The sequence below is a fragment of the Luteimonas endophytica genome (assembly GCF_029887875.1).
In the GTDB taxonomy this organism is placed as follows: domain Bacteria; phylum Pseudomonadota; class Gammaproteobacteria; order Xanthomonadales; family Xanthomonadaceae; genus Luteimonas; species Luteimonas endophytica.
This window is the reverse complement of the sequence record NZ_JARXRM010000028.1, coordinates 232,608-255,154: the sequence shown is the minus strand read 5'-3', so window position 1 is coordinate 255,154 and position 22,547 is coordinate 232,608. Positions and strand designations below refer to the sequence as shown.

The following is a 22,547-nucleotide window of genomic DNA, read 5'->3' as shown; positions in this document are numbered from 1 at the left end:
GTGCCATGCACGCGAAAGCCCACGCGGTCGAACGCGCCCGGAATCACCGCCACTTCCACCCGAGCGGCCGCGGCATTCGCGCCCATGGGCCGCTCCTACGAGGGGCGGACCAGCTCCGGCCGCCCCCCGCCCACCGATCGCGAATGCCAATCACGAACCGCCAATCACCAATCAAGAGGCCCTCGCCAGGTCGTCCAGCATCGCGCGCAGGAAGCGCGCCGCCTCGCCGCCGGTGCAGGCGCGGTGGTCGAAGGTCAGCGACAGCGGGATCACCTTGTGCGATTCGAATCCGCCGATCACCGGGGTGATCTGGTGGCGGGCGCGGCCGGCGGCGACGATCGCCACGCACGGCGGCACGATCACCGGGGTGGCATAGCGGCCGGCGAACATCCCGAAATTGGACAGCGAGATGGTGTAGCCGGTCAGCTCGCTCGCCGGCAGGCTGCGCTCCATCACCTGCCTGCGCAGGCGGTCGACGCCCTCGCGCACGCCGGCGGCATCGAGCACGTCGGCGTTGCGCAGCGCCGGCACGAACAGGCCGTCGTCGGTGTCCACGGCGATGCCGATGTCGACGTGCGGATGCAGGGTCCGGGTGAGGGCGTCGCCGTCGAACCAGGCGTTGAGCGCCGGCACCGTCTTCGCCGCCGCGCAGATCGCCCGCACCAGCCGCGCGGTCATGTCGTTGCCCGGTGCCCAGGCGTGGATGTCGGCGTCGTCGGCGAGCATCGTCGGCACCACCTTCGCGTGAGCATCCGCCATCACCCGCGCCATGTTGCGGCGTACGCCCTTGAGCTGCTCGGGCTGGCCGCTGGCCGCGACCGAGGGCGGCTGGGTGCGCATCGGCCGGCCCGAAGCCGACAGCGCGGTACGTTCTTCCGCACGGCGCGGCGCCGGCGCCGCATCGCCGCGTCCGGTTGCCGTCTTTTTCGGTGCGCCGCCGGCAGCGCTGCCGGCGCGCGCATTGCCGTCGGCGGCGGCCTGCTTCACGTCGGCCATGGTGACCACCCCGTCGGTGCCGGTGGCGCGCACCCGCGAGAGGTCGACCTTCAGCTTCCGCGCCAGCGCGCGCACCGCGGGCATCGCCTTCACCCCGCCGACCGAACTGGCGCGCTCGCTGTGCACGGTATCGGAGGACTGCATCGCCCCGACCACGGTGCCGCTGTCTGCCCGCTCGCCGTCGCCGTCGCCGGCCTCGCCCTCGGGCGGCGTTTCGCCCTCGTCGGAGATCGCGCCGCCGTCGTCGGAGGCCACCACCTTGTCGCCGCCGCTGGGGGCGGGGCTGCCGGTGCCCTTGGAAGGGCCGTGGTGGTGGCCGGTGTCCTGGCCCTCGGCGCGCTGCGGGAGCGCCGGGTCGATCTCGAACTCGGCCAGCACCGCGCCGGTCTCGATCACGTCGCCGGGTTCGCCGGCCAGCTTCAGCACCTTGCCCGATACCGGCGAGGGCACCTCGACCACCGCCTTGGCGGTTTCCATCGAGACCAGCGGATCGTCGAGGCGGATGGTGTCGCCCACCGCGACCGACCATTCGACGATGGTGGCGTCGGGCAGGCCCTCGCCGAGGTCGGGGAGCTTGAAGGTTTTGGTGTCGGCCATGTCGATCGTCGTCCTGTTCGGCCGGCGCCCGGTCGGGCGCCGGCGGTTGTTTCGTGTTGCGGTCCCGCTGGCCCCGCGGCGCTCAGCCGGCCGCCAGCACCCGCTTCGCGGCCGCGACCACCCGGTCGACGCTGGGCAGGTACTTCATCTCCAGCCGGAACAGCGGGATGTGGGTGTCGTATCCGGTGACGCGCTCGACCGGCGCCAGCAGGTCGTACATCGACTCCTCGGCCAGGCGCGCGGCGATCTCCGCGCCGAAGCCCGCGGTCTTCGGCGCCTCGTGCACGATCACGCAGCGGCCGGTCTTGGCCACCGACTCGGCGATCGTGTCGAAATCGAGCGGCTTGAGGGTGGCCACGTCGATCACCTCGGCGGAGATGCCGTCCGCGGCCAGCCGCTCGGCGGCCTCCAGCGTTTCCTTCACCTGCGCGCCCCAGGTGACCAGGGTGATGTCGTCGCCATCGCGCAGGACGTAGCAGACATCCAGCGGCAGCGCCTCGCCGTCGTCGGGGACCAGCTCCTTGTACTGGCGGTAGATGCGCTTGGGCTCGAAGTAGATCACCGGGTCCGGGTCGCGGATCGCCGCCAACAGCAGGCCGTACGCGCGCGCCGGCGAGGAGGGCATGACCACGCGCAGGCCGGGCACGTTGGTGAAGATCGCCTCGTTGGCCTCGCTGTGGTGCTCCGGCGCGCGGATCCCGCCGCCCCAGGGCACGCGCAGCACCATCGGGCAGTGCAGCCGGCCGCGGGTGCGGGTGCGCAGGCGCACCGCGTGGCAGACGATGTGGTCGACCATCGGGTACATGAAGCCGTCGAACTGGGCCTCGGCCACCGGCTTCATGCCCTGCGCGGCCATGCCCACGGTGAGCCCGGCGATGGTGGTCTCGTCCAGCGGGGTGTCGAGCACGCGCTCGTCGCCGAAGCGCTGTTGCAGCCCGGCGGTGGCGCGGAACACGCCGCCGTTGACGCCGACGTCCTCGCCCAGCACCACCACGCTCTCGTCGTTGCGCATTTCCCAGGCCAGCGCCTGGGTGATGGCCTCGATCAGGGTGATCGGGGTGTCGGGCTTGGTCGGGGCCGCGGCTTCGCCGGCGCCAGGGGAGGACTGCTTCGAGGGCGACTTGGCAGCGCTCACGAGCGCTTCTCCAGGGCGATGGCGGCTTCGCGCTGCGCCAGCAGGTCGGCGGGCGGATCGGCGTACAGATGGTCGAACATCGCCTCGACCGGCTGCACCTTCGACTCCAGATAGGCGTTGATCTCGGCGTCGACGCGCTTGCCGCATTCCTCGGCCCAGGCCTTTTCCTGCTGCTCGTCCCAGAGCTTGCTGGCGGCGAGGAAGGCGCGCAGGCGCGGCACCGGATCGCGCTTCCAGGCTTCCTTTACCTCCTCCTCCGAGCGGTAGCGGCGGGCGTCGTCGGCGGTGGTGTGGTCGTGCAGGCGGTAGGTCAGCAATTCGATGACGGTGCCGCCCTCGCCGCCGCGCGCGCGCTCGGTGGCCCGGCGCATGCCCTCCATCACCGCGACGAGGTCGTTGCCGTCCACCTGCAGGCAGTGCAGGCCGCCGGCGATGCCCTTCTGGGCCAGGGTCTTGGCCCCGGTCTGCGCCGAGCGTGGCACCGAGATCGCCCAGCCGTTGTTGATCACGCACAGCACCAGCGGCAGGGTGTAGGCGCCGGCGGAATTGAGCGCCGCGTAGAAGTCCGTCTTCGAAGAGCCGCCGTCGCCGCAGCAGGCCACCGCCAGCCGCGGCTCGCGGCGCAGCTTGAACGCCAGCGCGGCGCCGGCCGCGTGCAGGCACTGGGTGGAGATCGGTACCGACCACGAGAAGTCATGGCGCGGCCCCTCGAAGTCGTTGCCGCGCTCGTCGCCGCCCCAGTACATCAGGACCTCGCGCGGCCGCACGCCGCGCATGAACTGCGCGCCGTACTCGCGGTAGCTGGGCGCGAACACGTCCTCCGGCCGCATCGAGGCGCCGATGCCGACATGGGTGGCCTCGTGGCCGAGGCTGGAGGCGTAGGTGCCGAGCTTGCCGGTGCGCTGCAGCGCGATCGACTTGGTGTCGAAGGTGCGCACGAACAGCATTTCCTTGAACAGCGGCAGCAGGGCCGCCGGGTCGGCGAAGGCCGCCGGGAAATCGGCGACCGGCTTGCCGTCCGGGCCGAGGTATTGCAGGTATTCGATCTCGAAAGTCGCGGCGACGGTCATGCGCAGGCGGTCGGCTTCGGGGGCCGCCAATCTTAACCGTTCCACCGTAACGGCCCGTTGCGCGTTGCGTCATGACATGAACGCGCGGCTGTGCCGCCCCGGGATCGCAGCGGCTCCGTAGGCGCGTGCCATGCACGCGAGCGCCGGCGCGGTTGGGGATGCCCGGCACCGCCGCCTGCTCGAACGGAGCCATCCGTGGTCTTCGACGCCCTGGGCCGCTTCCATGCGGCGAAAAAGAACCCCGGCCGGAGCCGGGGTTCGAGGAGGGTCGGGGTGTTACGCCGGGTCAGGGCGTGAAGCTCGCCCGCAGCGAGACCCGGGCATGGGCGCGTTCGCCGACCAGGCGGACGTACCAGGTGCCGGCCGCGGGTGCGCCGACGTGGACGACCTCGTTGTTGCCCGGACGCGCCGAGCGGGCGTCGTACTCGTCCGCGGTGGGCGGCTCGCCGTGACGCAGGAACAGGGTCACGTCGCCGCTGCCGCCATAGCTGAGGACGCGCAGGTTGCGCGCGCCTTCCGGCACCTCGATCCGGTACAGGTGCGCCTCGCCGGCCGCGCCTTCCAGCCCGGTCACGGCCACGCCGTTCTGCAGCTCGGGCACCTCGGGCGGCTGCTCGGTCACCTCGATCGAGGCGCTGGCGTCGTTGTCGCCTTCGTCCGGATCGCTGGTCTGCGAGGTGGCGGCGGCCGCGAGCGCCACGCTGGCGCCCACCGTGCTCTCCGGCGCGGTGGCGCTCAGCCCGAACACCGCCTCCGCGCCGGCATCCAGCGCGTCGGCGGTACAGGCGACCGAGGTGCTGTCGCTGCCGCTGGTGGGGGCGTCGCAGCTCCATCCCGCCGGGGCCGAGACCGCCAGGTCGCCGAGCTGCGCATCCAGCGAGAACCCGACGCCCGGGAACAGCGCCTGGTCCGGACCGTCGTTGCTCACCGTGACCGCGTACTCCAGCGCGCCGCCGACCACGACGCTGGACTCGATCGCCTCGGCCATCACCGCCAGGTCGGCGAAGCTGAGCGCGCCCAGGCGCACCAGCAGCACGGTCGGGTCGTGGTCGGACAGCCGCGTCGGGGTCGCCGGATCGTTGCGCGCCACCTCCGGGAAGTCGGCGTTGATGCGCGCGTGGCTGATCGAATGCCCGTCGAGTTCGGGCGAGGCGAGGATCGCCTGGTTGACCAGCACGTGGTCGAGCGCCTGCGCCTGGTAGTCGAACACGAAGGAGTAGCGCTCGTCGGCCGGGGCATCGAGGGTGGTGTTGCGCAGGTCCGGTTCGACCAGGTCGGCACCATCGCCGTTCACGGCGGTCTCGTCGTCCGGCGACGGCTGGCCGGTCACCACGCCCAGCGCGTCGACGTAGCCATCGTTGAACTGGAAGGCGTTGAAGTCGCCCAGCACCACGATGTTGCGCGCCGGGTCGCCCTCCTGCATGCCGTCGATCACGCCGGCCAGGTACTCGGCCTGGGCCTGGCGCTTGGCGCGGACGCGCTGCCCGCCGGTGGCCCAGCCGCTGCTGCCCGGATCCTCGCTGTCGATGCCGCTGAGCGACCTCTGATGCACCACGATCGCGGTCACCGGGAAGCTGCGGCCGTCGGCGAAATGCACCACCGCGTCCATCACCAGCGGCGGGCGGTCGTTGAGCAGGGTGGTGGAGCCGTCGGGGTTGTCCAGCATCGCGTCGGCGCCGACCTGCTCGACCGTGAGCACCTCGACCCGCGGCACGCCCGCGCCCACCTCGCCGGTGCGGGCGAGGAAGCCGACGTCGATGCCGCCGACGTCGTTGCCTTCCTCGAGCCAGGCGACGTAGCCCGGATCGGGCTGGCCGGCGCCGACGGCATCCGCGTTGATGCGCTCTGCCAGGGCCTGCAGCACCGGCAGGTTCTCGACCTCGGTCACGCCGAGGACGTCCGGCGCATGGAGGAACTGGCGGATGCCGAGGGAGGCCTTGCCGAGGCGTCGTTCCAGCGCCTCCGGGGTCAGCACGGGCTCGCCGGTCGCCGGATCGTTCTCGGTGTCGAAGAAGCGTTCGAGGTTGTAGGTGGCGAAGGTGGCGTGGTCGGGCGCCGGCAGCTGCGCCGCCCGCGGCTGGCCGGCCTGGCCGCACTCGACCGCGAGCTCGCCTTCGGGATAGATCGTGTAGCGACGGAAGGTGTAGTCGAGTGGCCCGGTGAGCGACCCGTCGACGATCTGGCAGCCGGCCGCCACGTCGGCCGCCGGCGCGCCGATCGTGGTGCTGTTGACCGCGATCAGCTCGGGGTTGAAATCCCAGCGCGGGATGTCGGTGGCGGTGCTGCCGGAGGGGTCCGGGTCCGGAACCTGGATACCGGGCTCGCGGAATGGCCGCGCGGTGCCGGTCACCACCACCGCGAAGCGACCGTTGCTGTTGCCGGTCGCGGACGGCTCGTTGGTGAAGCCGCCGGTCGGCGCGACCACGGTGAAGGCGGGCGCGGTCACCCGCATCCCCTCCAGGTGCTCGAGCTGCTCCAGCCCGCCGTCGGCGTTCGGGGTGTCCACGGTCAGCGCCACCGGCGCCGGCATCGCATGGCCGCTGGACAGCTGTACCACGGTGGGCGAGACGATCTCGGTCAGCGGCAGCTGGTGCGGGTCGGCGGCCGGGACGTACTCATCGACGGTGCCCTGCACCAGGACCCGGTTGCCGACCGCGGCGGCGTCCGGCGGCGCGCCCCCGGTGAACACGAACACGCCCTCGGAGGTGGCCGGGTCGCCGTCGTCCTCGCCGTCCGCGCCCTGCAGGAAAAAGCCGTTGTTCTTGCGCCCGGTGACGATGCCCTCGGTGGCGACGGCCTGGCCGTCGTACGGCGAGAGCTGTCCGCTGCCCTGGATCTGGTGGATGGCGAGGGTCTCGATGTCGTCGTTGAGGATGGTGCCGGTGGCCTCGGCCCTGGCGATGAGCGCGCCGCCGGCGTTGTCGAGGACCACGAGGAAGGTCTCGTCCGGCTCGGTGACGGCGTCGCCGGTCACGTCGACGGTGACCGTGACCGAACTCTGGCCCTCGTCGATCTGCACCGTGCCGCTGGCGGACGCGTAGTCCTCGCCGGCCACCGCGCTGGCGTCGGCGGTGGCGTAGTCGACGCTTACCCCGCCCGCGCCCGCGGGCTGGTTGAGGCTGATGGTGAAGAAGAACGGGGTGGTGCCCGCGTCGCCTTCGGCGGCACTGGTGTCGGCGATGCTGAGGTAGATCTCTCCGCCGCCGCCGCAGATGTTGGGGACGGTGCTGCTGTTGCGCGGGGCCGGAGTGCCGGTGCCGAAGTCGGCGGCGTTGTCGTCGCTGTCGGTGCAGCCGGCGTCGGCGCGGAACCCCGCGGTGGAGTTGTTCAGTCCGGGCGCGGCGCCGTCGCCCTCGAAATAGTTGGCCCCGCCGAACCCGACCAGGTCGAGGATCAGCGCTTCCTGCGCCGGCGTGCAGGGATTGCTGCCGCCGTTGCAGCCCAGGCTGCTGGTGGAGTCGACCAGGGCGGCCTTGCCCGAGGCGCCCGCCATGTTGATGGTGCCGGAGGCATCGGCCGCGGGCAGCGGCACCCCCGTGCTGCCGCCGGCCAGGGCCACCAGGTAGTAGCCGCCGGGCTCGATGGTGTCGCCGGGCAGCGCCAGCAGCTGCGAAGAGCCTGCACCGAAATTGCCGGTGCCGGTGGCGCTGGCGTACTGGATCGACTTGCCGGACAGTGCGACCGGATCCGCGCCGCGGTTGAACAGCTCGACGTAGTCGTTGGTGAAGGTGGCGCCGCTGTTGCCGCCGCCGCCGTAGACCTGGCTGATGACCACCTGGGCCTGGGCCGAACCGATGCCGCAGGACAACAGCAATGCCAGCCAGAGCTGGCGACCGATACCGCGCATGAGTGGTACTCCCCTGGAAAAGAAAGATGCTTTTCCGGCCCCCCGGCTGGCTTGATTGTGCACCGAAGCGATGGCGATTGCATGACGGCCCCGGTGCCCGGTTGCGGTACCCTGCGCCGATGACCATCGAACGCAACGAACGCCCCCTGGAGGCCGGGATCCACACCGACCTGGACGGCCGCCTGACCTATGCCGGCTACCTGCGCCTGGACCGCCTGCTGGCGGCGCAGCAGCCGCTGTCCGATCCGCCGCACCACGACGAGATGCTGTTCATCGTCCAGCACCAGGTCTCGGAGCTGTGGATCAAGCTGGTGATCCACGAGCTGACCGCGGCGATCGCCCATCTGCGCCGCGACGAGGTCTGGCGCTGCCGCAAGGTGCTGGCGCGCTGCAAGCAGGTGCTGCGGCAGCTGACCGAGCAGTGGTCGGTGCTGGAGACCCTCACCCCGGCCGAATATCTGGAGTTCCGCGGCATCCTCGGCCCGTCTTCCGGGTTCCAGTCGCTGCAGTACCGCACCGTGGAGTTCCTGCTGGGCAACAAGAACGCGGGCATGCTGCGGGTGTTCGCCCACGATCCGGAAGGCCAGGCCGGGCTGCGCGCGGCGCTGGAGGCGCCGAGCCTCTACGACGAGTTCCTGCGCTACCTGGCGCGCTGGGGGCACGCGATTCCGGCACACCACCTGGAGCGCGACTGGAGCCAGCCGCACGCCCTGGACCGGGAGCTGCTGCCGGTGCTCGGCGCGATCTACGAAGACACCGACAGCTACTGGCGCGAGTACTCGCTGTGCGAGGACCTGGTGGATCTGGAGACCCAGTTCCAGCTGTGGCGCTTCCGCCACATGCGCACGGTGATGCGGATCATCGGCTTCAAGCGCGGCACCGGCGGCTCCAGCGGCGTGGGGTTTCTCAAGCAGGCGCTGGAGCTGACGTTCTTCCCGGAGCTGTTCGAGGTGCGCACCCACATCGGCCCGGCCCCGGAGCCGGGCGGCTGACTTCGCCGAGCGGCGGGTCTTCCCCGTAGGAGCGGCCATGGCCGCGAAGCCGCGGAATCCTCCGGCCGGATCGGCAGCGATTCCCGGGGTTCCCGGCCGCGCCGGTCTTCGCGTGCATGGCACGCGCCTGCGAGGGGCGGTCCGGTGGACCGGCGCCGGCCGGCAGGGGCCATGACCCGAAGGCGGCGGGTGGGTCCGGCCCGCCGGCCGGGGCGCGGTGCTGCTAGGATGCGGCGATTCATCCCAGCCACAGGAGCCTGCGCATGAGCCAGCAGCCCAGCCCCGGGGGCGCGATCGCCTCGCGCAACCTGGTGACCCGATTCCTCGATGCGGTCGAGCGCGTCGGCAACAAGCTGCCGGATCCGGCGATGCTGTTCCTGATCCTGATGGTGGTGGTCTGGGTGGTCTCGGCGCTGCTGGCCAATGTCGACTTCGCCGAGCTCGACCCGCGCAGCGGCGATCCGATCCAGATCCGCAACATGCTCGCCGGCGCCAGCTTCACCGAGTTCATGGCGCAGATGGTGCGCACCTTCGTCAATTTCGCACCGCTGGGCGTGGTGCTGGTGGCGATGCTGGGCCTGGGCGTGGCCGAGCACACCGGCTTCATCAGCGCCGGGCTGCGGGCGATCCTGTCGTTCACCCCGAAGATGCTGCTCACCCCGGTGCTGATCGCGGTGGGCGTGCTCAGCCACGTGGCGGTGGACGCCGGCTACGTGCTGGTCATCCCGCTCGGCGCGGTGATCTTCTACGCGGCCGGGAGGCATCCGCTGGCCGGCATCGCCGCGGCGTTCGCCGGCGTCTCCGGCGGGTTCTCGGCAACGCTGTTCGTGCCCTCGAGCCTGGACCCGCTGCTGGCCGGCCTCAGCCAGGAGGCGGCGCGGATCCTCGACCCGACCGTGGTCGTCAATCCGCTCAACAACTACTTCTTCACCACCGCCTCGACCTTTCTGGTGGTCGGGGTGGGCTGGTTCCTGACCGACAAGGTGATCGAGCCGCGGCTGCGCAATACCCAGATCGACGGCGACGTCAGCGAGTTCCAGACCATGGAAGCGCTGGGCCCGCGCGAGCGCAAGGGCCTGCTGCTGGCGGTGCTCGGCATGCTGGTGGCGCTGGCCGTGTTCGCGCTGTCGCTGATGCCCGAGACCTCGGCCTGGCGCGCCCCGGCCGAGGCGGTGCCGGAAGGCGGGCATCCGCTGCTGGTGGCCGCGGCCCCGGTGATGCAGTCGATCGTGGCGCTGATCTTCGTGTTCTTCCTGATCCCGGGCGTGATCTACGGCTACGTCGCCGGCACGGTGAAGAGCCATCGCGACATCATCCAGGGCATGAGCAAGGCGATGGGCAGCATGGCCTACTACATCGTCATGGCGTTCTTCGCCGCGCAGTTCATCTACGCATTCGGCGAGAGCAACCTCGGCGCGCTGATGGCGATCAAGGGCGCCGCCTGGCTGCAGGCGATGGGCTTCCCGATGGGCATCACCCTGATCGGCATCGTGCTGCTGTCCGGCTTCGTCAACCTGATGGTGGGCTCGGCCTCGGCGAAGTGGGCGCTGATCGGCGCCATCATGGTGCCGATGCTGATGCAGCTGGGCGTGTCGCCGGACCTGACCCAGGCCGCGTACCGGGTCGGCGATTCGAGCACCAACATCATCACCCCGCTGCTGCCGTACTTCCCGCTGGTGGTGGTGTTTTGCCAGCGCTACGTGAAGTCGGCCGGCATCGGCACGCTGCTGGCGCTGATGCTGCCGTTCTCGATCACCCTGCTGGTGGTCTGGACCGGCTTCCTGCTGGCCTTCTGGGGGCTGGGCATCCCGCTGGGCGTGGGCGCGACCTACGGCTACCCGGCGGCACCCTGACGGGCGCGGGAACCGGGCGGCGATGCCGGGTGTAGCCCGCCGCGCCGGCTTTCGCATGCATGGCACGCTCCTACGGAGCCGCGGCGAGCTGGCTGGGCCGTAGGAGCGGCCCATGGCCGCGAAGGCCGCGCGAGGCTCCGGTGGGGTGGGCGGCGATTCCGGCCGCGCCGGCTTTCGCGTGCATGGCACGCTCCCACGGAACCGTAGCTTCCCGCTCCTACGGACCGTGGCGCGGGCGTGCCGCTGCGGCGGGAAGGCGGGCCGGGAGCACCTCTGGCCGGGCCTCAGGTACGGCCGCCGGACATGCCCTTGAGCCAGCGCGACAGCAACAGCAGCAGCACGCCGGGCCCCGCCGTCCACAGGAAGATCGACAGGAACATGGATGGCATCTGCGGCAGCGACTCGCGGTCGAACTGCCCGGCGATCAGCCCCGCGAACAGGTTGCCCAGCGAGATCGAGATGAACCACAGGCCCATCATCTGGCCGAGGAACTTGCGCGGCGCCAGCTTGGTCACCGCCGACAGGCCCACCGGGCTCAGGCACAGTTCGCCGGTGGTGTGCAGCAGGTAGGTCAGCACCAGCCACAGCGGCAGTACCCGGTCGCCGGACACGGCCAGCGAGGCTGCGAAGGCCATCACCGCGAAGCCGAGCCCGAGCGAGATCAGGCCGAGGCCGAACTTCACCGGCACCGAGGGATTGAGGTTGCGCGCGCCGAGCCGGATCCAGATCGACGCGAACACCGGTGCCAGCAGGATGATGAAGATCGGGTTGACCGACTGCAGCCACGATGCCGGCATTTCCCAGCCGAGGATCCACCGGTCGGTGTAGCGTTCGGCGAAGATGTTGAGCGAGGAGCCGGCCTGCTCGAAGCCCGACCAGAACATCGCCGAGAACACGTACAGGATCACGAGCAGCCAGACCCGGCGCCTGTCCTGCGCGTCGATCCGGCCGAACATCAGGATGTAGGCGAAGTAGACCACCGCCACCCCGATGATCGCTGCCGCGGCGCCGCGCGCGACCAGCACGGGGTCGAACCCGACCAGTCCGAACAGCACCGCTGCGGCGGCGAGAACCAGTGCCCCCACGGCGATCCAGAAGCCGCGCCATTCGTTGCGCAGACGTCCTGCGTCGGCCGGGTCGGCCACGTCGCGGGTGGGCAGGCGCCCGGCATCGCCGAGCTTGTGCCGCTGTAGCTGGTACTGGATCACCCCCAGCACCATGCCGACCCCGGCGGCGGCGAACCCGTAGTGCCAGTTGGCCCCTTCGCCCAGCCCCCCGACGATGAGCGGACCGATGAAGGCCCCGAGGTTGATGCCCATGTAGAACAGCGAGAATCCGGCATCGCGCCGCGCGCCGCCGTCGGGGTACAGCTCACCGACGATGGTCGAGGCATTGGGCTTGAGCAGGCCGGTACCGACCACGATCAGGAACAGGCCCAGATAGAAGAAGTGCATGTCCGGGACGGCAAGGCTGAAATGTCCCAGAGCGATGACGATGCCGCCGTACCAGACCGCCTTCTGCTGGCCGATCAGCCGATCGGCGATCCAGCCGCCAGGAACCGCGAGCAGGTAGACGCCGGCGGTGTACAACCCGTAGACGGCGCCTGCGTACTCCTCGCTGAACCCGAGTCCGCCGGTCTCGACCGCCGCGACCATGAACAGGAACAGGATCGCCCGCATCCCGTAGTAGGAGAAGCGCTCCCACATTTCCAGGAAGAACAAGGTATACAGGCCGGCGGGGTGCTTCCCCTGGGCGGCGACGGTCTGGTTCATGGACGCTTCCGTATGGACAAACCCAGGCACCATGGCCTCGGCGATTGCGCCGCGTCAATAGCCTGATCGGCGCAAATGAGCCAGCCGGCGACAGGCACGAGGTTGGGAGCGGCCCCGCCGCGGTGCCGCGCTGCGACCCCGGCGCCGCCGGCCGCGCCCGGGAGCGGCGCTACGGCCGCGAAGCCCGATCGAGCTTGCTCAGCAGCCGGTCGAGCACGACGCGCTCGTCGGCGTCCAGGCGCGCCAGCAGCTCGCGCTCGTAGCCCAGCGCCAGCGGTACCACCTGGTCGTACACGCCGTAGCCGGCCTGGCTGAGCTGCAGCACCGAGCGGCGACGATCCTTGCCGTGCATCTCGCGCTCGATCAGCCCGCGCTTGAGCAGCCGCGCCACCGCCCGGCTCACCGCCACCTTGTCCATCGCGGTGCGTTCGGCCACGCCGTTGGCGGACAGCTCCGGGTAGCGGCCCAGCACCGCGATCACCCGCCACTCGGTGATGCCGATCCCGAAGCGTTCGGCATAGGCGTTGGCGATGGTCTGGCTGACGTGGTTGGAGAGCACGCTCAGGCGGTAGGGCAGGAAACGCTCGAGCTCCAGGACCTCGTGGGTGCCGGGGCGCTCCTGCGGTGGGGCGGAATCGTGGGCCATGCTGCATCGCACCTTGCAATTGGTTACAGGTGAAACTATAACTGCGGGTTCGTCAACCGCACGCCGCACTGTAGCGCGCCGTGCCCGCACAGCAGGAGTCGACCATGAGCGCCCAACCCCACGCGCAGTCGCAGGGCCCCAACCTCGGCATGCAGGTGACCACCTTCGAGAACCCGATGGGCATCGACGGCTTCGAGTTCGTCGAGTTCGCCGCCCCCGCGGGCCAGGGCGCGATGCTGCACGACTACTTCCGCCGCATGGGCTTCACCGCGGTGCTCAGGCACCGGTCGCGGCCGATCACGGTCTACCGCCAGGGCGGGGTGAACTTCCTGGTCAACGAGGACCCCGACTCCTTCGCCGCCGACTTCGCCGCCGCGCACGGTCCCAGCGCCTGCGGCTTCGCGATCCGTTTCGGCAAGCCCGCCGGCGAGGTCTACGACAGGGTGCTGGCGAACGGCGGCGAGGCGGTGGACCGCAAGGAATCCACCAAGGCCGTCGGCGTGCCGGTGGTCAAGGGCATCGGCGACTGCATGCTCTACCTGGTCGACCGCTACGGCGACAAGGGTTCGGTGTACGACGAGTACGCGCCGGTCGAGGGCGCCGACCCGGAGCCGGCCGGCTTCGGCCTGACCTTCATCGACCACCTGACCCACAACCTGTACCAGGGCAACATGCAGAAGTGGTCGGACTACTACGAGCGGCTGTTCAACTTCCGCGAGATCCGCTACTTCGACATCAAGGGCGCCAAGACCGGGCTGGTGTCCAAGGCGATGACCGCGCCGGACGGCATCGTGCGGATCCCGCTCAACGAATCCAGCGACCCCAAGAGCCAGATCAACGAATACCTCGATGCCTACAAGGGCGAGGGCATCCAGCACATCGCCTGCTTCACCGACGACATCTACGCCACGGTGGAGAAGATGCGCGAGGCCGGGCTCGAGTTCCTGGACACGCCGGACACCTACTTCGAGATCATCGACGAGCGCATCCCGAACCACGGCGAGGACGTGCCCAGGCTGGCCAGGAACAAGATCCTGATCGACGCCGACCCGGAGACCAAGCAGCGCAAGCTGCTGCAGATCTTCACCCAGAACGCGATCGGCCCGATCTTCTTCGAGATCATCCAGCGCAAGGGCAACGAGGGGTTCGGCGAGGGCAACTTCCAGGCTCTGTTCGAGAGCATCGAGCGCGACCAGATCAAGCGCGGCGTCCTCTGACCGGCGCACCGGAGGCGCCAGGCCATCGCCCCGCCCGCGCGTGCGCGGCGGGCGGGGCGCGGGGTCACCAGCCGTTGCCGGCGCCGGCCAGGCCGGCGAGCATGGCGAAGCCGCCGAGGGCGAACATCGCGCCCATCGCCAGCAGCGCCACCAGCAGCATGATGCCCTGGATCATGAAGAACAGCCGCAGCTTGTCGGTGGCGCGGGCCGCGGTGGCGGCATCGCCGCTGGACACGGCCTGCTCGGCGGCGGCGGCGGCCTGGAACAGCAGCACGCCCAGCCAGATCGGGATCCAGGCCCACAGGATCCCCACGATCGTGAGCACCTGCAGGGCCCCGGAGATGATCATCACCACCCCGAGCAGTTTCAGCCACAGCTTGCCGTTGACCAGCGGCGCCATCACGGCGCCGACGGCATTCGAATCGGTCTGCATCGATAATTCCCCAGTTGAATGTGGTATCCCGAACAGCGCGGCCTGGCGATTGGCGCGGCCGCGCAGGAGAAACCTACCATGACTGCGTCTTCGACTTCCGGCATCGCCGGCTACATGTCCGGATTCGGCAACGAGTTCGCCACCGAGGCCGAGCCGGGCGCCCTGCCGGTGGGGCAGAACTCGCCGCAGCAGGTCCCGCACGGCCTCTACGCCGAGCAGCTCAGCGGCACGGCGTTCACCGCGCCGCGCGCCGAGAACCGCCGCAGCTGGCTGTACCGGATCCGCCCGGCGGCGATGCATGGCGAATTCGCGCCGTTCGCGCAGCCGCGCTTCCACGACGATTTCATGCAGGGTCCGGTCACCCCGGACCAGCTGCGCTGGAGTCCCGCGCCGCTGCCGGACGCGCCGACCGATTTCATCGACGGGCTGTTCACCGTGGCCGGCAACGGATCCGCGGCGGCGCAGCAGGGCGTGGGCATCCACGTCTACGCCGCCAATGCATCGATGCGCGGCCGCTTCTTCTACAGCGCCGACGGCGAACTGCTGATCGTGCCGCAGCAGGGGCGGCTGCGCATCGCCACGGAGATGGGCGTGATCGAAGCGGAGCCGCAGGAGATCGTGGTGCTGCCGCGCGGCGTGCGGTTCCGGGTCGAGCTGCCGGACGGTCCCGCGCGCGGCTACGTCTGCGAGAACTTCGGCGCCCAGCTGCGGCTGCCCGATCTGGGGCCGATCGGCGCCAACGGCCTGGCCAATCCACGCGACTTCCTCGCCCCGCAGGCGGCCTACGAGGACGAGGAGGGAGATTTCGAGCTGGTCGCCAAGTTCCAGGGCCATCTGTGGCGCGCCGATCTGGGCCATTCGCCGCTCGACGTGGTCGGCTGGCACGGCAACTACGCGCCCTACAAGTACGACCTGCGTCGCTTCAACGCGATCGGTTCGATCAGCTTCGACCATCCCGACCCGTCGATCTTCCTGGTGCTCACCTCGCCCAGCGACACCGCGGGCGTGGGCAACCTGGACCTGGCGATCTTCCCGCCGCGCTGGCTGGTGGCGCAGCACACGTTCCGGCCGCCGTGGTTCCACCGCAACGTCGCCAGCGAGTTCATGGGCCTGGTGCACGGCGCCTACGACGCCAAGGCGGAAGGTTTCGCGCCGGGCGGTTGCTCGCTGCACAACTGCATGACCGGGCACGGGCCGGACGCCGCCACCTTCGAGAAGGCCTCGCACGCGGACCTGTCGAAGCCGGACGTGATCGCCGACACCATGGCCTTCATGTTCGAGACCCGCGCGGTGATCCGCCCGACCCGCCAGGCGCTCGACGCCGGGCATCGCCAGCGCGACTACCAGGCCTGCTGGGCGGGGCTGAAGAAGCACTTCCAACCGCCGCGCTGAGCGCCGCGGTTCGCGGCCCGTTCACCCGGCATCGCCGAGGCTTGCCCGCGTCCACGAGCTAGGAGCCGACGATGCACTCCAGGATCCTGTTGACCGCCGCACTCGCATTCGCGCTGTCCGCATGCGCGGACCCCGATCCGCCGCCCGCCCCTGCGACCGCGCCGGCCGGGGACGCGATGGCGGGCGATCCCGCCGCGCCGCCGCCGCTCGACCAGCCGGCCGATGCCGTGCCAGCCGTGGGGGGCGCAGCGCCGGCCGAGCCCGGGGCGATGCCGGCCGAGGGGGCGATCGGTTTCGCCGGCTTCGGCCCGGCACGGTTCGGCGCCGATGCGGAGCAGGTGCGCATGGCCTGGGGCCGCGAGCTGACGGCCATGCCCGAACCGGCCGAGCCGGGTGGCTGCCACTATCTGATGCCGGAGGTGGCGCAGGGCGAGGGCTACCGCGTCGCCTTCATGATCGAGGGCGACCGTTTCGTGCGCATCGACGTCCGCGATCCCGGGATCGGCGCCCCCGGCGGCGGTCGTATCGGCATGGACGCCGGGCAGATCGAGGCGCTGTATCCCGGGCGCGTCGAGACCCGCCCGCACAAGTACGTCGAGGACGCCAGCTATCTGCGCATCGCCGACGACGGCGGCGGCGACGGGGTGCTGGTGTTCGAGACCGATGCCGCCGGCCGGGTCGACGAGTGGCGGGTCGGCGTGGCGCCGCAGGTTGACTATGTCGAGGGGTGTTCCTGACCCCGGAGGGCGGGGCCGGATGCGGCCTCCGCCTGTGCCTCAGCGGCCCGGGCCGTCGTCTTCGCGCGGTTGCGCCTGGTCCGGCCGTGGCGGCGGCGAGGGGCGGGGATCGTCCTCGGCCAGCGACAGCGCCGCCTTGGCCATCAGGTGGGCGCTGATCGGCGCGGTGATGAACAGGAACCCGGTGATCAGCAGCTCGCGCAGCCCGAGCCCGTCGCCGAGCGTGGCGTGGTGGCCGATCGAGGCGATCATCACGCAGCCAACGCCCAGCGTGGACGCCTTGGTCGGGCCGTGCAGGCGCTTGAAGAAGTCCGACAGCTTGACCAGTCCCAGCGAGCCGACCAGCACGAAGAACGCGCCGATCGCCAGCAGTGCGACCATCAGGATCTCGAACGCGGCGCTCATTCGACGATGTCCCGGCGCATGACGTACTTGCTCAGCATCACCGTGCCGACGAAGCCGAGCATCGCGATGATCAACGCGGCCTCGAAATAGATCGACGAGTCCAGGTGCATGCCGAACAGGATCAGCAGCGCGATCGTGTTCACGTACAGCGTGTCCAGGCCGAGGATGCGGTCCGGAACCGATGGCCCGCGCAGCAGCCGCCACAGGCTCAGCAGCATCGCCAGGCCGATCACGTACATCGCGGCGACGACGGCGGTCTCGATCACGGGAAGATCTCCTTCAGCGGCGCTTCGTAGCGCGCCTTGATGGTGGCCACCACGCCCTCCGGATCGCGCAGGTTGAAGCAGTGCACCAGCAGGTGGCTGCGGTCCTCGCTCAATTCCGCCGACACCGTGCCCGGCGTCAGGGTGATGATGCTGGCCAACGCGGTGATCCCGTGGATGTTGGCGATATCCAGCGGGACCTGCACGAAGCCGGGCGAGATCGCCCGCTCCGGCCCCAGGATCAGGCGCGCCACCTCGATGTTCGAGCGGACGATGTCGAGCAGCACGACGGCGCCGAGCTTCAGCAGCACCGGCAGGCGGCCGAAGCTGGCGCGCTCGGGCCGCAGCATGTCCGCGAACAGCGGCAGCACCACCGCCAGGGCCAGGCCCAGCGCGACGGCGGGCACGCTGAACGTCGCGACCAGCAGCAGCCACAGCACGAACACGGCGAGGCTCAGCGGAAGCGATGGCAGGAATCGTTTCATGGCGACGGCGCCCGTTTCACCGGCACGGTCCCGCGGATCGCTTGCACCGCATCGGCCGGCGCCAGCAGCTGCGCCGCGGCGCCATCGGCATAGCGCAGCACCGGCGCGGAGGCCAGCATCAGCACCACCAGGTAGCCCAGCAGCACGCCGGTGGCGATGCGCTGGGCGGCGCGCGGCGGCCGCGGCGCCGCTGCGCCCTCGGCGAACGTCTCGGCGCGCCACACCAGCTGGCTGCCCGACCGGGCCATCGCCACCAGCGCCAGCAGGCTGGTGACCAGCACGGTGGTCCACACCAGCGCGACCCGGCCCTCGGGCACCGCGGCCAGCAGCGCGAACTTGCCGACGAAGCCCGGCAGCGGCGGCAACCCGGCGACCGCGACGCCGGCGACCAGGAACAGCAGGCCGAGCGCGGTCTTGTGGCCGAGCGGCGCGGCGATGTCGAGCCGGTCGCCGGCCTTGCCGCGCTGGCGCCGCACCATGTCGGCGATCAGGAACAGCGCCGCGGTGACGAAGGTGCTCTGCACCAGGTAGTACAGCCCGGCCGCGACCGCCCCCGGCGTCTGCAGCGAGAACGCGACGAACAGGGTCGCCGCCGAGGCGATCACCAGCCAGGCCACCTGCGCCCGCAGCGTCGGCGAGGCGAGCGCGCCGAGCGACGCCAGCAGCAGGGTGGCGATGCCGGCCGCCAGCAGCCAGTCCCAGGCCCAGCCGGCCAGGGCGCCGGCCTCGCTGCCGAACACCAGGGTGTAGACCCGCAGCACCGCGTACACGCCGACCTTGGTCATCACCGTGAACAGCGCCGCCACCGCTGCGGGGGCGTGCGAATAGGTTTCCGGCAGCCACAGGTAGAGCGGCAGCAGCGCGGCCTTGGCGCAGAACACCACCAGCAGGATGCCCGACGCGGCCTGGATCAGCGCCACGTCGGCCGGGTCGGCCGCGGCCACCCGCAGCGACATCTCCGCCATGTTGAGGGTGCCGGTCAACCCGTACAGCAGGCCCAGTGCGATCAGGAACAGGGTCGAGGCGGTGATATTGAAGGCGACGTAGTGCAGGCCGGCGCGCATCCGCGGGCCGCGCCCGCCACTGAGCATCAGCCCGTAGGATGCGATCAGCAGGACCTCGAAGAACACGAACAGGTTGAACAGGTCGCCGGTGAGGAACGCGCCGTTGAGGCCGGCCAGCTGCAGCTGGAACAGGGCGTGGAAATGCGGGGCGCGGCGATCCCAGCCCGAACACGCGTACAGCAGGCAAGGCGCCGCCAGCAGCGCGGTGGTCAGCACCATCAGCGCGCTGGTGCGGTCGACGGTCAGGGCGATGCCGAGACGGGCCGGCCAGTCCCCGAGCAGGTAGACCAGGATCTCGCCGCGGCCCGCCTCGCGCGCGAGCAGCGCCGCCACCGCCAGCAGCGCCGCCATCGCCACCCAGGCCAGGGTGCGCTGCGGCCCGGCGCGGCGCCCGACCAGCAGCATCAGGGCGCCGGCCACCAGCGGCAGCAGGACCGGCAGCACCGGCAGGTGCGCGATCATCGGCGCTCCCCCGCATCGGGTTCGCGCCCGTCGACGTGGTCGCTGCGGTTGTCGGCGCGGCTGCGCATCGCCACCACGATGGTCACCGCGGTCATCGCGAAGGCGATCACGATCGCAGTCAGCACCAGCGCCTGCGGCAGCGGGTCGGTGTAGTTGGCCAGGGTTTCGGCAACGCCTTCGCGCAGCACCGGCGGCTTGCCGATCACCGGCCGGCCGGAAACGAAGATCAGCAGGTTGGTGGCATACGACAGCAGGGTCAGGCCGAGGATGACGTCGAAGCTGCGCGCGCGCAGCAGCAGGTAGACGCCGCAGGCGGTCAGCACGCCGATGCCGCTGGCGAGCGCGAACTCCATCATGCCGGTGCCTCCCCTGGGGTTGCGCCGGCGCTGGTCGCCGGCGGCGCCTTCGGGTGCGGCTTCACTGTCCCCATCATCGACAGGATCAGCATCGCCCCGCCGAACACCACCAGGTACACGCCGACATCGAACCCCAGCGCGCTGGCCAGCGGCAGCGGCCCGATCAGCGGCAGCACCGGGTCGGCATGGCCGCTGCTGAGGAACGGCAGGTCGAACAGCATCGCGGCGATGCCGGTGCCGACCGCGGCCAGCAGGCCGGCGCCGATGCAGCGCACGTAGTCGAAGCCGAGCCGCTGCTCGACGTACTGGGACCCCTGGATCACGTACTGCAGCAGCAGCGGGATCGCCAGCACCAGGCCGGCGATGAAGCCGCCGCCCGGCTGGTTGTGCCCGCGCAGGAACAGGTACACCGACACCGCCAGGGCCAGCGGGAACAGCAGCTGGCTGAGGTTGGCCGGCATCGGCAGCAGCGCCGGACCGCCCGGGATCACCTCCGCGGGCGCCAGCCGCGAGCGCCGCAGCAACGCGTGCACCACCAGGCCGGCGATGCCGAACACCGCGATCTCGCCCAGGGTGTCGAAGCCGCGGAAGTCGACCAGGATCACGTTGACCACGTTGCTGCCGTAGCCCTCGGGCAGCGAACGCGCCAGCAGTTCGCCGGCGATCGTCTGCGAGGGCCGGGTGATCACCGCGTACACCAGCGCAGAGACGCCGAGGCCGGCGGCGCCGGCGATCGCCAGGTCGCGCGCGCGCCGCGGCCGCGATCGGCCCGGCGGGGATTGCTGGGGCAGGTAGTTCAGCGCCAGCAGCATCAGCGCGATCGTCACCATCTCCACCAGCAGCTGGGTCAGGGCCAGATCCGGCGCGGACAGGAACACGAACACCAGGCTCACGGCCAGGCCCACCGCGCCGATCACCACCAATGCCAGCAGGCGCTGCCGGTGCAGCGCCACGGTGGCGATCGAGGCCGCCACCAGCGCCACCCACAGCACCCAGCCCAGCGCCGGCATCGGTTGCCCGGGCCCCGAACCGGCGAACAGCGCGGTGCCGGCCAGCGGGGCGGCGGCCAGGACCAGCGCGGCCAGGATCGTCAGCAGCAGATAGCGCTGCAGGTTGCCGTTGGCGATCGCGTAGGTGAAGCGCCAGGCCAGGCGCAGCAGCGCCAGCACGTTGCCGCGGAACAGCTTGCGCCCGAAGGAGCGGCGGATCACCGCGTGGATGTCGAACAGCCGGCGCAGGCCGAAATACAGCGCCACCCCCAACACCATGCTGCCGATGCTCATCAGCAGCGGCAGGTTGAAGCCGTGCCATACCGCCAGGCTGTAGTAGGGCAGCTCGCCGCCGAGCGCGCCGCGCGCCGCGGTCTCCAGCACCGGGGCGATGGTCAACGCCGGCACGGTGCCCACCGCCAGGCAGGCCACCACCAGGATCTCGACCGGGATCTTCATCCAGCGCGGCGGCTCGTGGACCTCGTGGTCGACATCGCGCGGCCCGGCGCCGAAGAAGGTGTCGTGCACGAAGCGCAGGCTGTAGGCGACGCCGAAGACGCCGGCCAGGAACGCCGCGCCCGCCACCCCCAGCCGCATCGCGTCGTGGCCGCGGATCTCCAGTGCTTCGGCGAAGAACATCTCCTTGGACAGGAACCCGTTGAGCAGCGGCACGCCGGCCATCGCCAGCGAGGCGATGATCGCCAGGGCACTGGTGAACGGCATCAGTCTGCGCAGCCCGCCCAGCCTGCGCATGTCGCGGGTGCCGGCCTCGTGGTCGATGATGCCGGCCGCCATGAACAGCGAGGCCTTGAACACCGCGTGGTTGAGGATGTGGAACACGCCGGCGACCACCGCCATCGGCGTGGACAGCCCGAACAGCAGGGTGATCAGACCCAGGTGCGAGATCGTGGAGTACGCCAGCAGGCCCTTGAGGTCGTGCTGGAAGATCGCGTTCCAGGCGCCGACCAGCAGCGTCGCCGCGCCGATCCCGCTGACGGTGTAGAAGAACAGGTCGCTGCCGGCGAGCGCCGGATGCAGCCGCGCCAGCAGGAACACCCCCGCCTTGACCATCGTCGCCGAGTGCAGGTAGGCCGAGACCGGTGTGGGCGCGGCCATCGCGTGCGGCAGCCAGAAGTGCAGCGGGAACTGCGCGCTCTTGGTGAAGATGCCAAGCAGCACCAGCCCGAGCATCGGCGCATACAGCGGGTGGGCGCGGATCGCGTCTCCCGAGGCCAGCACCACGTCGAGCTGGAAGCTGCCGGCGATCTTCCCCAGCAGCAGCACGCCGCCGAGCAGCGCCAGGCCGCCGGCGCCGGTGATGGTCAGCGCCATGCGCGCGCCCTCGCGCGCGTCCTTGCGGTGGGTCCAGTAGCCGATCAGCAGGAACGAGCTGATCGAGGTCAGCTCCCAGAACACCACCAGCAACAGCAGGTTGCCGGCCAGCACCATGCCCAGCATGGCGCCCATGAACAGCAGCAGGTAGGCGAAGAAGCGCGGGGCGCAGTCGTTCTCGCTCAGGTAGTAGCGCGCGTACATCACGATCAGTACGCCGATCCCCAGCACCAGTCCGGCGAACATCCAGGCCAGTCCGTCCAGGCGCAGGTCGAACAGCAGGCCGGCCCGGGGGATCCAGGCGTGGGTGGCCTGCGGGATCTCCCCCGACATCACCGCCGGCGTGAACCAGGCCAGGATCGCCAGCCCGAGCAGCGGCGCCGATGCAGCCAGCCACGCGGTGGCCGCGCGCGGCACGTTGCGCAGGATCGCGACCAGCAGCGCCAGCACGAACGGCAAGGCCAACAAGAGCTCGAGCATCGGTCTCCTTGTGCGGACTCGCGG

Annotated in this window: 17 protein-coding genes and 1 pseudogene; 5 read left to right on the top strand and 13 right to left on the bottom strand. The window is 70.7% G+C overall.

Annotated elements, in window-relative coordinates; all coding sequences use genetic code 11:
- Positions 1 to 171 precede the first annotated feature (171 nt).
- The 4 genes from QFW77_RS08575 to QFW77_RS08560 all read right to left on the bottom strand — a co-directional run bounded on the left by QFW77_RS08575 (position 172) and on the right by QFW77_RS08560 (position 7,645).
- Complete coding sequence (locus QFW77_RS08575) at positions 172 to 1,593, bottom strand: dihydrolipoamide acetyltransferase family protein (protein ID WP_280574093.1); 1,422 nt, start codon at positions 1,591 to 1,593, stop codon at positions 172 to 174.
- An 82-nt stretch (positions 1,594 to 1,675) separates the two neighbouring features.
- Positions 1,676 to 2,728, bottom strand: coding sequence for an alpha-ketoacid dehydrogenase subunit beta (locus QFW77_RS08570; protein ID WP_425603297.1), 1,053 nt, complete (start codon positions 2,726 to 2,728; stop codon positions 1,676 to 1,678).
- Positions 2,725 to 3,798 carry a pyruvate dehydrogenase (acetyl-transferring) E1 component subunit alpha gene (gene pdhA, locus QFW77_RS08565; RefSeq protein ID WP_280574189.1) on the bottom strand — a complete coding sequence of 358 codons (1,074 nt, stop codon included), beginning with the start codon at positions 3,796 to 3,798 and terminating at the stop codon, positions 2,725 to 2,727. Before pdhA ends, QFW77_RS08570 begins: the two co-directional genes overlap by 4 nt.
- Before the next feature lie 286 nt (positions 3,799 to 4,084).
- Positions 4,085 to 7,645 (bottom strand): Calx-beta domain-containing protein, encoded by a 3,561-nt coding sequence (locus QFW77_RS08560; protein ID WP_280574091.1) that lies wholly within the window; start codon positions 7,643 to 7,645, stop codon positions 4,085 to 4,087.
- 119 nt (positions 7,646 to 7,764) lie between these two features.
- On the opposite strand from QFW77_RS08560, the gene QFW77_RS08555 reads away from it, so the two are divergent.
- Both QFW77_RS08555 and QFW77_RS08550 read left to right on the top strand, forming a co-directional pair.
- Positions 7,765 to 8,637, top strand: a complete 873-nt coding sequence (locus QFW77_RS08555; RefSeq protein ID WP_280574089.1) for a tryptophan 2,3-dioxygenase — start codon at positions 7,765 to 7,767, stop codon at positions 8,635 to 8,637.
- 263 nt (positions 8,638 to 8,900) lie between these two features.
- The gene (locus tag QFW77_RS08550) at positions 8,901 to 10,490 is read left to right on the top strand and encodes an AbgT family transporter (RefSeq protein WP_280574087.1); all 1,590 of its coding nucleotides are present in this window, start codon (positions 8,901 to 8,903) and stop codon (positions 10,488 to 10,490) included.
- Positions 10,491 to 10,774: 284 nt separating this feature from the next.
- On the opposite strand, the gene QFW77_RS08545 is transcribed toward QFW77_RS08550, so the two are convergent.
- The gene (locus QFW77_RS08545; protein WP_280574085.1) at positions 10,775 to 12,262 is read right to left on the bottom strand and encodes a peptide MFS transporter; all 1,488 of its coding nucleotides are present in this window, start codon (positions 12,260 to 12,262) and stop codon (positions 10,775 to 10,777) included.
- A gap of 169 nt (positions 12,263 to 12,431) precedes the next feature.
- Positions 12,432 to 12,908, bottom strand: coding sequence for a MarR family winged helix-turn-helix transcriptional regulator (locus tag QFW77_RS08540; protein WP_280574083.1), 477 nt, complete (start codon positions 12,906 to 12,908; stop codon positions 12,432 to 12,434).
- Between the two features lie 104 nt (positions 12,909 to 13,012).
- Here QFW77_RS08540 and hppD point away from each other — a divergent pair, with 104 nt between their 5' ends.
- On the top strand, positions 13,013 to 14,125 hold the full coding sequence (gene hppD, locus QFW77_RS08535; protein WP_280574081.1) for a 4-hydroxyphenylpyruvate dioxygenase: 1,113 nt from the start codon (positions 13,013 to 13,015) through the stop codon (positions 14,123 to 14,125).
- A gap of 64 nt (positions 14,126 to 14,189) precedes the next feature.
- Here the strand turns inward: hppD and QFW77_RS08530 are convergent, their stop codons facing one another.
- The gene (locus QFW77_RS08530; protein WP_280574079.1) at positions 14,190 to 14,558 is read right to left on the bottom strand and encodes a DUF5362 family protein; all 369 of its coding nucleotides are present in this window, start codon (positions 14,556 to 14,558) and stop codon (positions 14,190 to 14,192) included.
- 78 nt (positions 14,559 to 14,636) lie between these two features.
- Between QFW77_RS08530 and hmgA the strand changes: the two genes are divergently transcribed.
- Together hmgA and QFW77_RS08520 are read left to right on the top strand one after the other, a co-directional pair.
- Positions 14,637 to 15,950 carry a homogentisate 1,2-dioxygenase gene (gene hmgA, locus QFW77_RS08525; RefSeq protein WP_280574077.1) on the top strand — a complete coding sequence of 438 codons (1,314 nt, stop codon included), beginning with the start codon at positions 14,637 to 14,639 and terminating at the stop codon, positions 15,948 to 15,950.
- 71 nt (positions 15,951 to 16,021) lie between these two features.
- Entirely contained in the window at positions 16,022 to 16,687 is a 666-nt protein-coding gene (locus tag QFW77_RS08520) for a lectin (protein ID WP_280574075.1), read from the top strand.
- A 39-nt stretch (positions 16,688 to 16,726) separates the two neighbouring features.
- Here QFW77_RS08520 and QFW77_RS08515 read toward each other — a convergent pair whose 3' ends face one another.
- The 6 genes and pseudogenes from QFW77_RS08515 to QFW77_RS08490 form a co-directional block, all read right to left on the bottom strand.
- Positions 16,727 to 17,092, bottom strand: coding sequence for a Na+/H+ antiporter subunit G (locus QFW77_RS08515; RefSeq protein ID WP_280574073.1), 366 nt, complete (start codon positions 17,090 to 17,092; stop codon positions 16,727 to 16,729).
- Complete coding sequence (locus tag QFW77_RS08510) at positions 17,089 to 17,331, bottom strand: K+/H+ antiporter subunit F (protein ID WP_280574188.1); 243 nt, start codon at positions 17,329 to 17,331, stop codon at positions 17,089 to 17,091. Before QFW77_RS08510 ends, QFW77_RS08515 begins: the two co-directional genes overlap by 4 nt.
- Before the next feature lie 23 nt (positions 17,332 to 17,354).
- Complete coding sequence (locus QFW77_RS08505; protein ID WP_280574071.1) at positions 17,355 to 17,840, bottom strand: Na+/H+ antiporter subunit E; 486 nt, start codon at positions 17,838 to 17,840, stop codon at positions 17,355 to 17,357.
- Positions 17,837 to 19,363, bottom strand: coding sequence for a monovalent cation/H+ antiporter subunit D (locus QFW77_RS08500; protein WP_280574187.1), 1,527 nt, complete (start codon positions 19,361 to 19,363; stop codon positions 17,837 to 17,839). Before QFW77_RS08500 ends, QFW77_RS08505 begins: the two co-directional genes overlap by 4 nt.
- Positions 19,363 to 19,719 carry a Na+/H+ antiporter subunit C gene (locus QFW77_RS08495; RefSeq protein ID WP_280574186.1) on the bottom strand — a complete coding sequence of 119 codons (357 nt, stop codon included), beginning with the start codon at positions 19,717 to 19,719 and terminating at the stop codon, positions 19,363 to 19,365. The genes QFW77_RS08500 and QFW77_RS08495 overlap by 1 nt, the downstream gene beginning before the upstream one ends.
- A 59-nt stretch (positions 19,720 to 19,778) precedes the next feature.
- Positions 19,779 to 22,523: pseudogene (locus QFW77_RS08490) on the bottom strand (monovalent cation/H+ antiporter subunit A); the annotation flags it as partial.
- Positions 22,524 to 22,547: the final 24 nt, after the last annotated feature.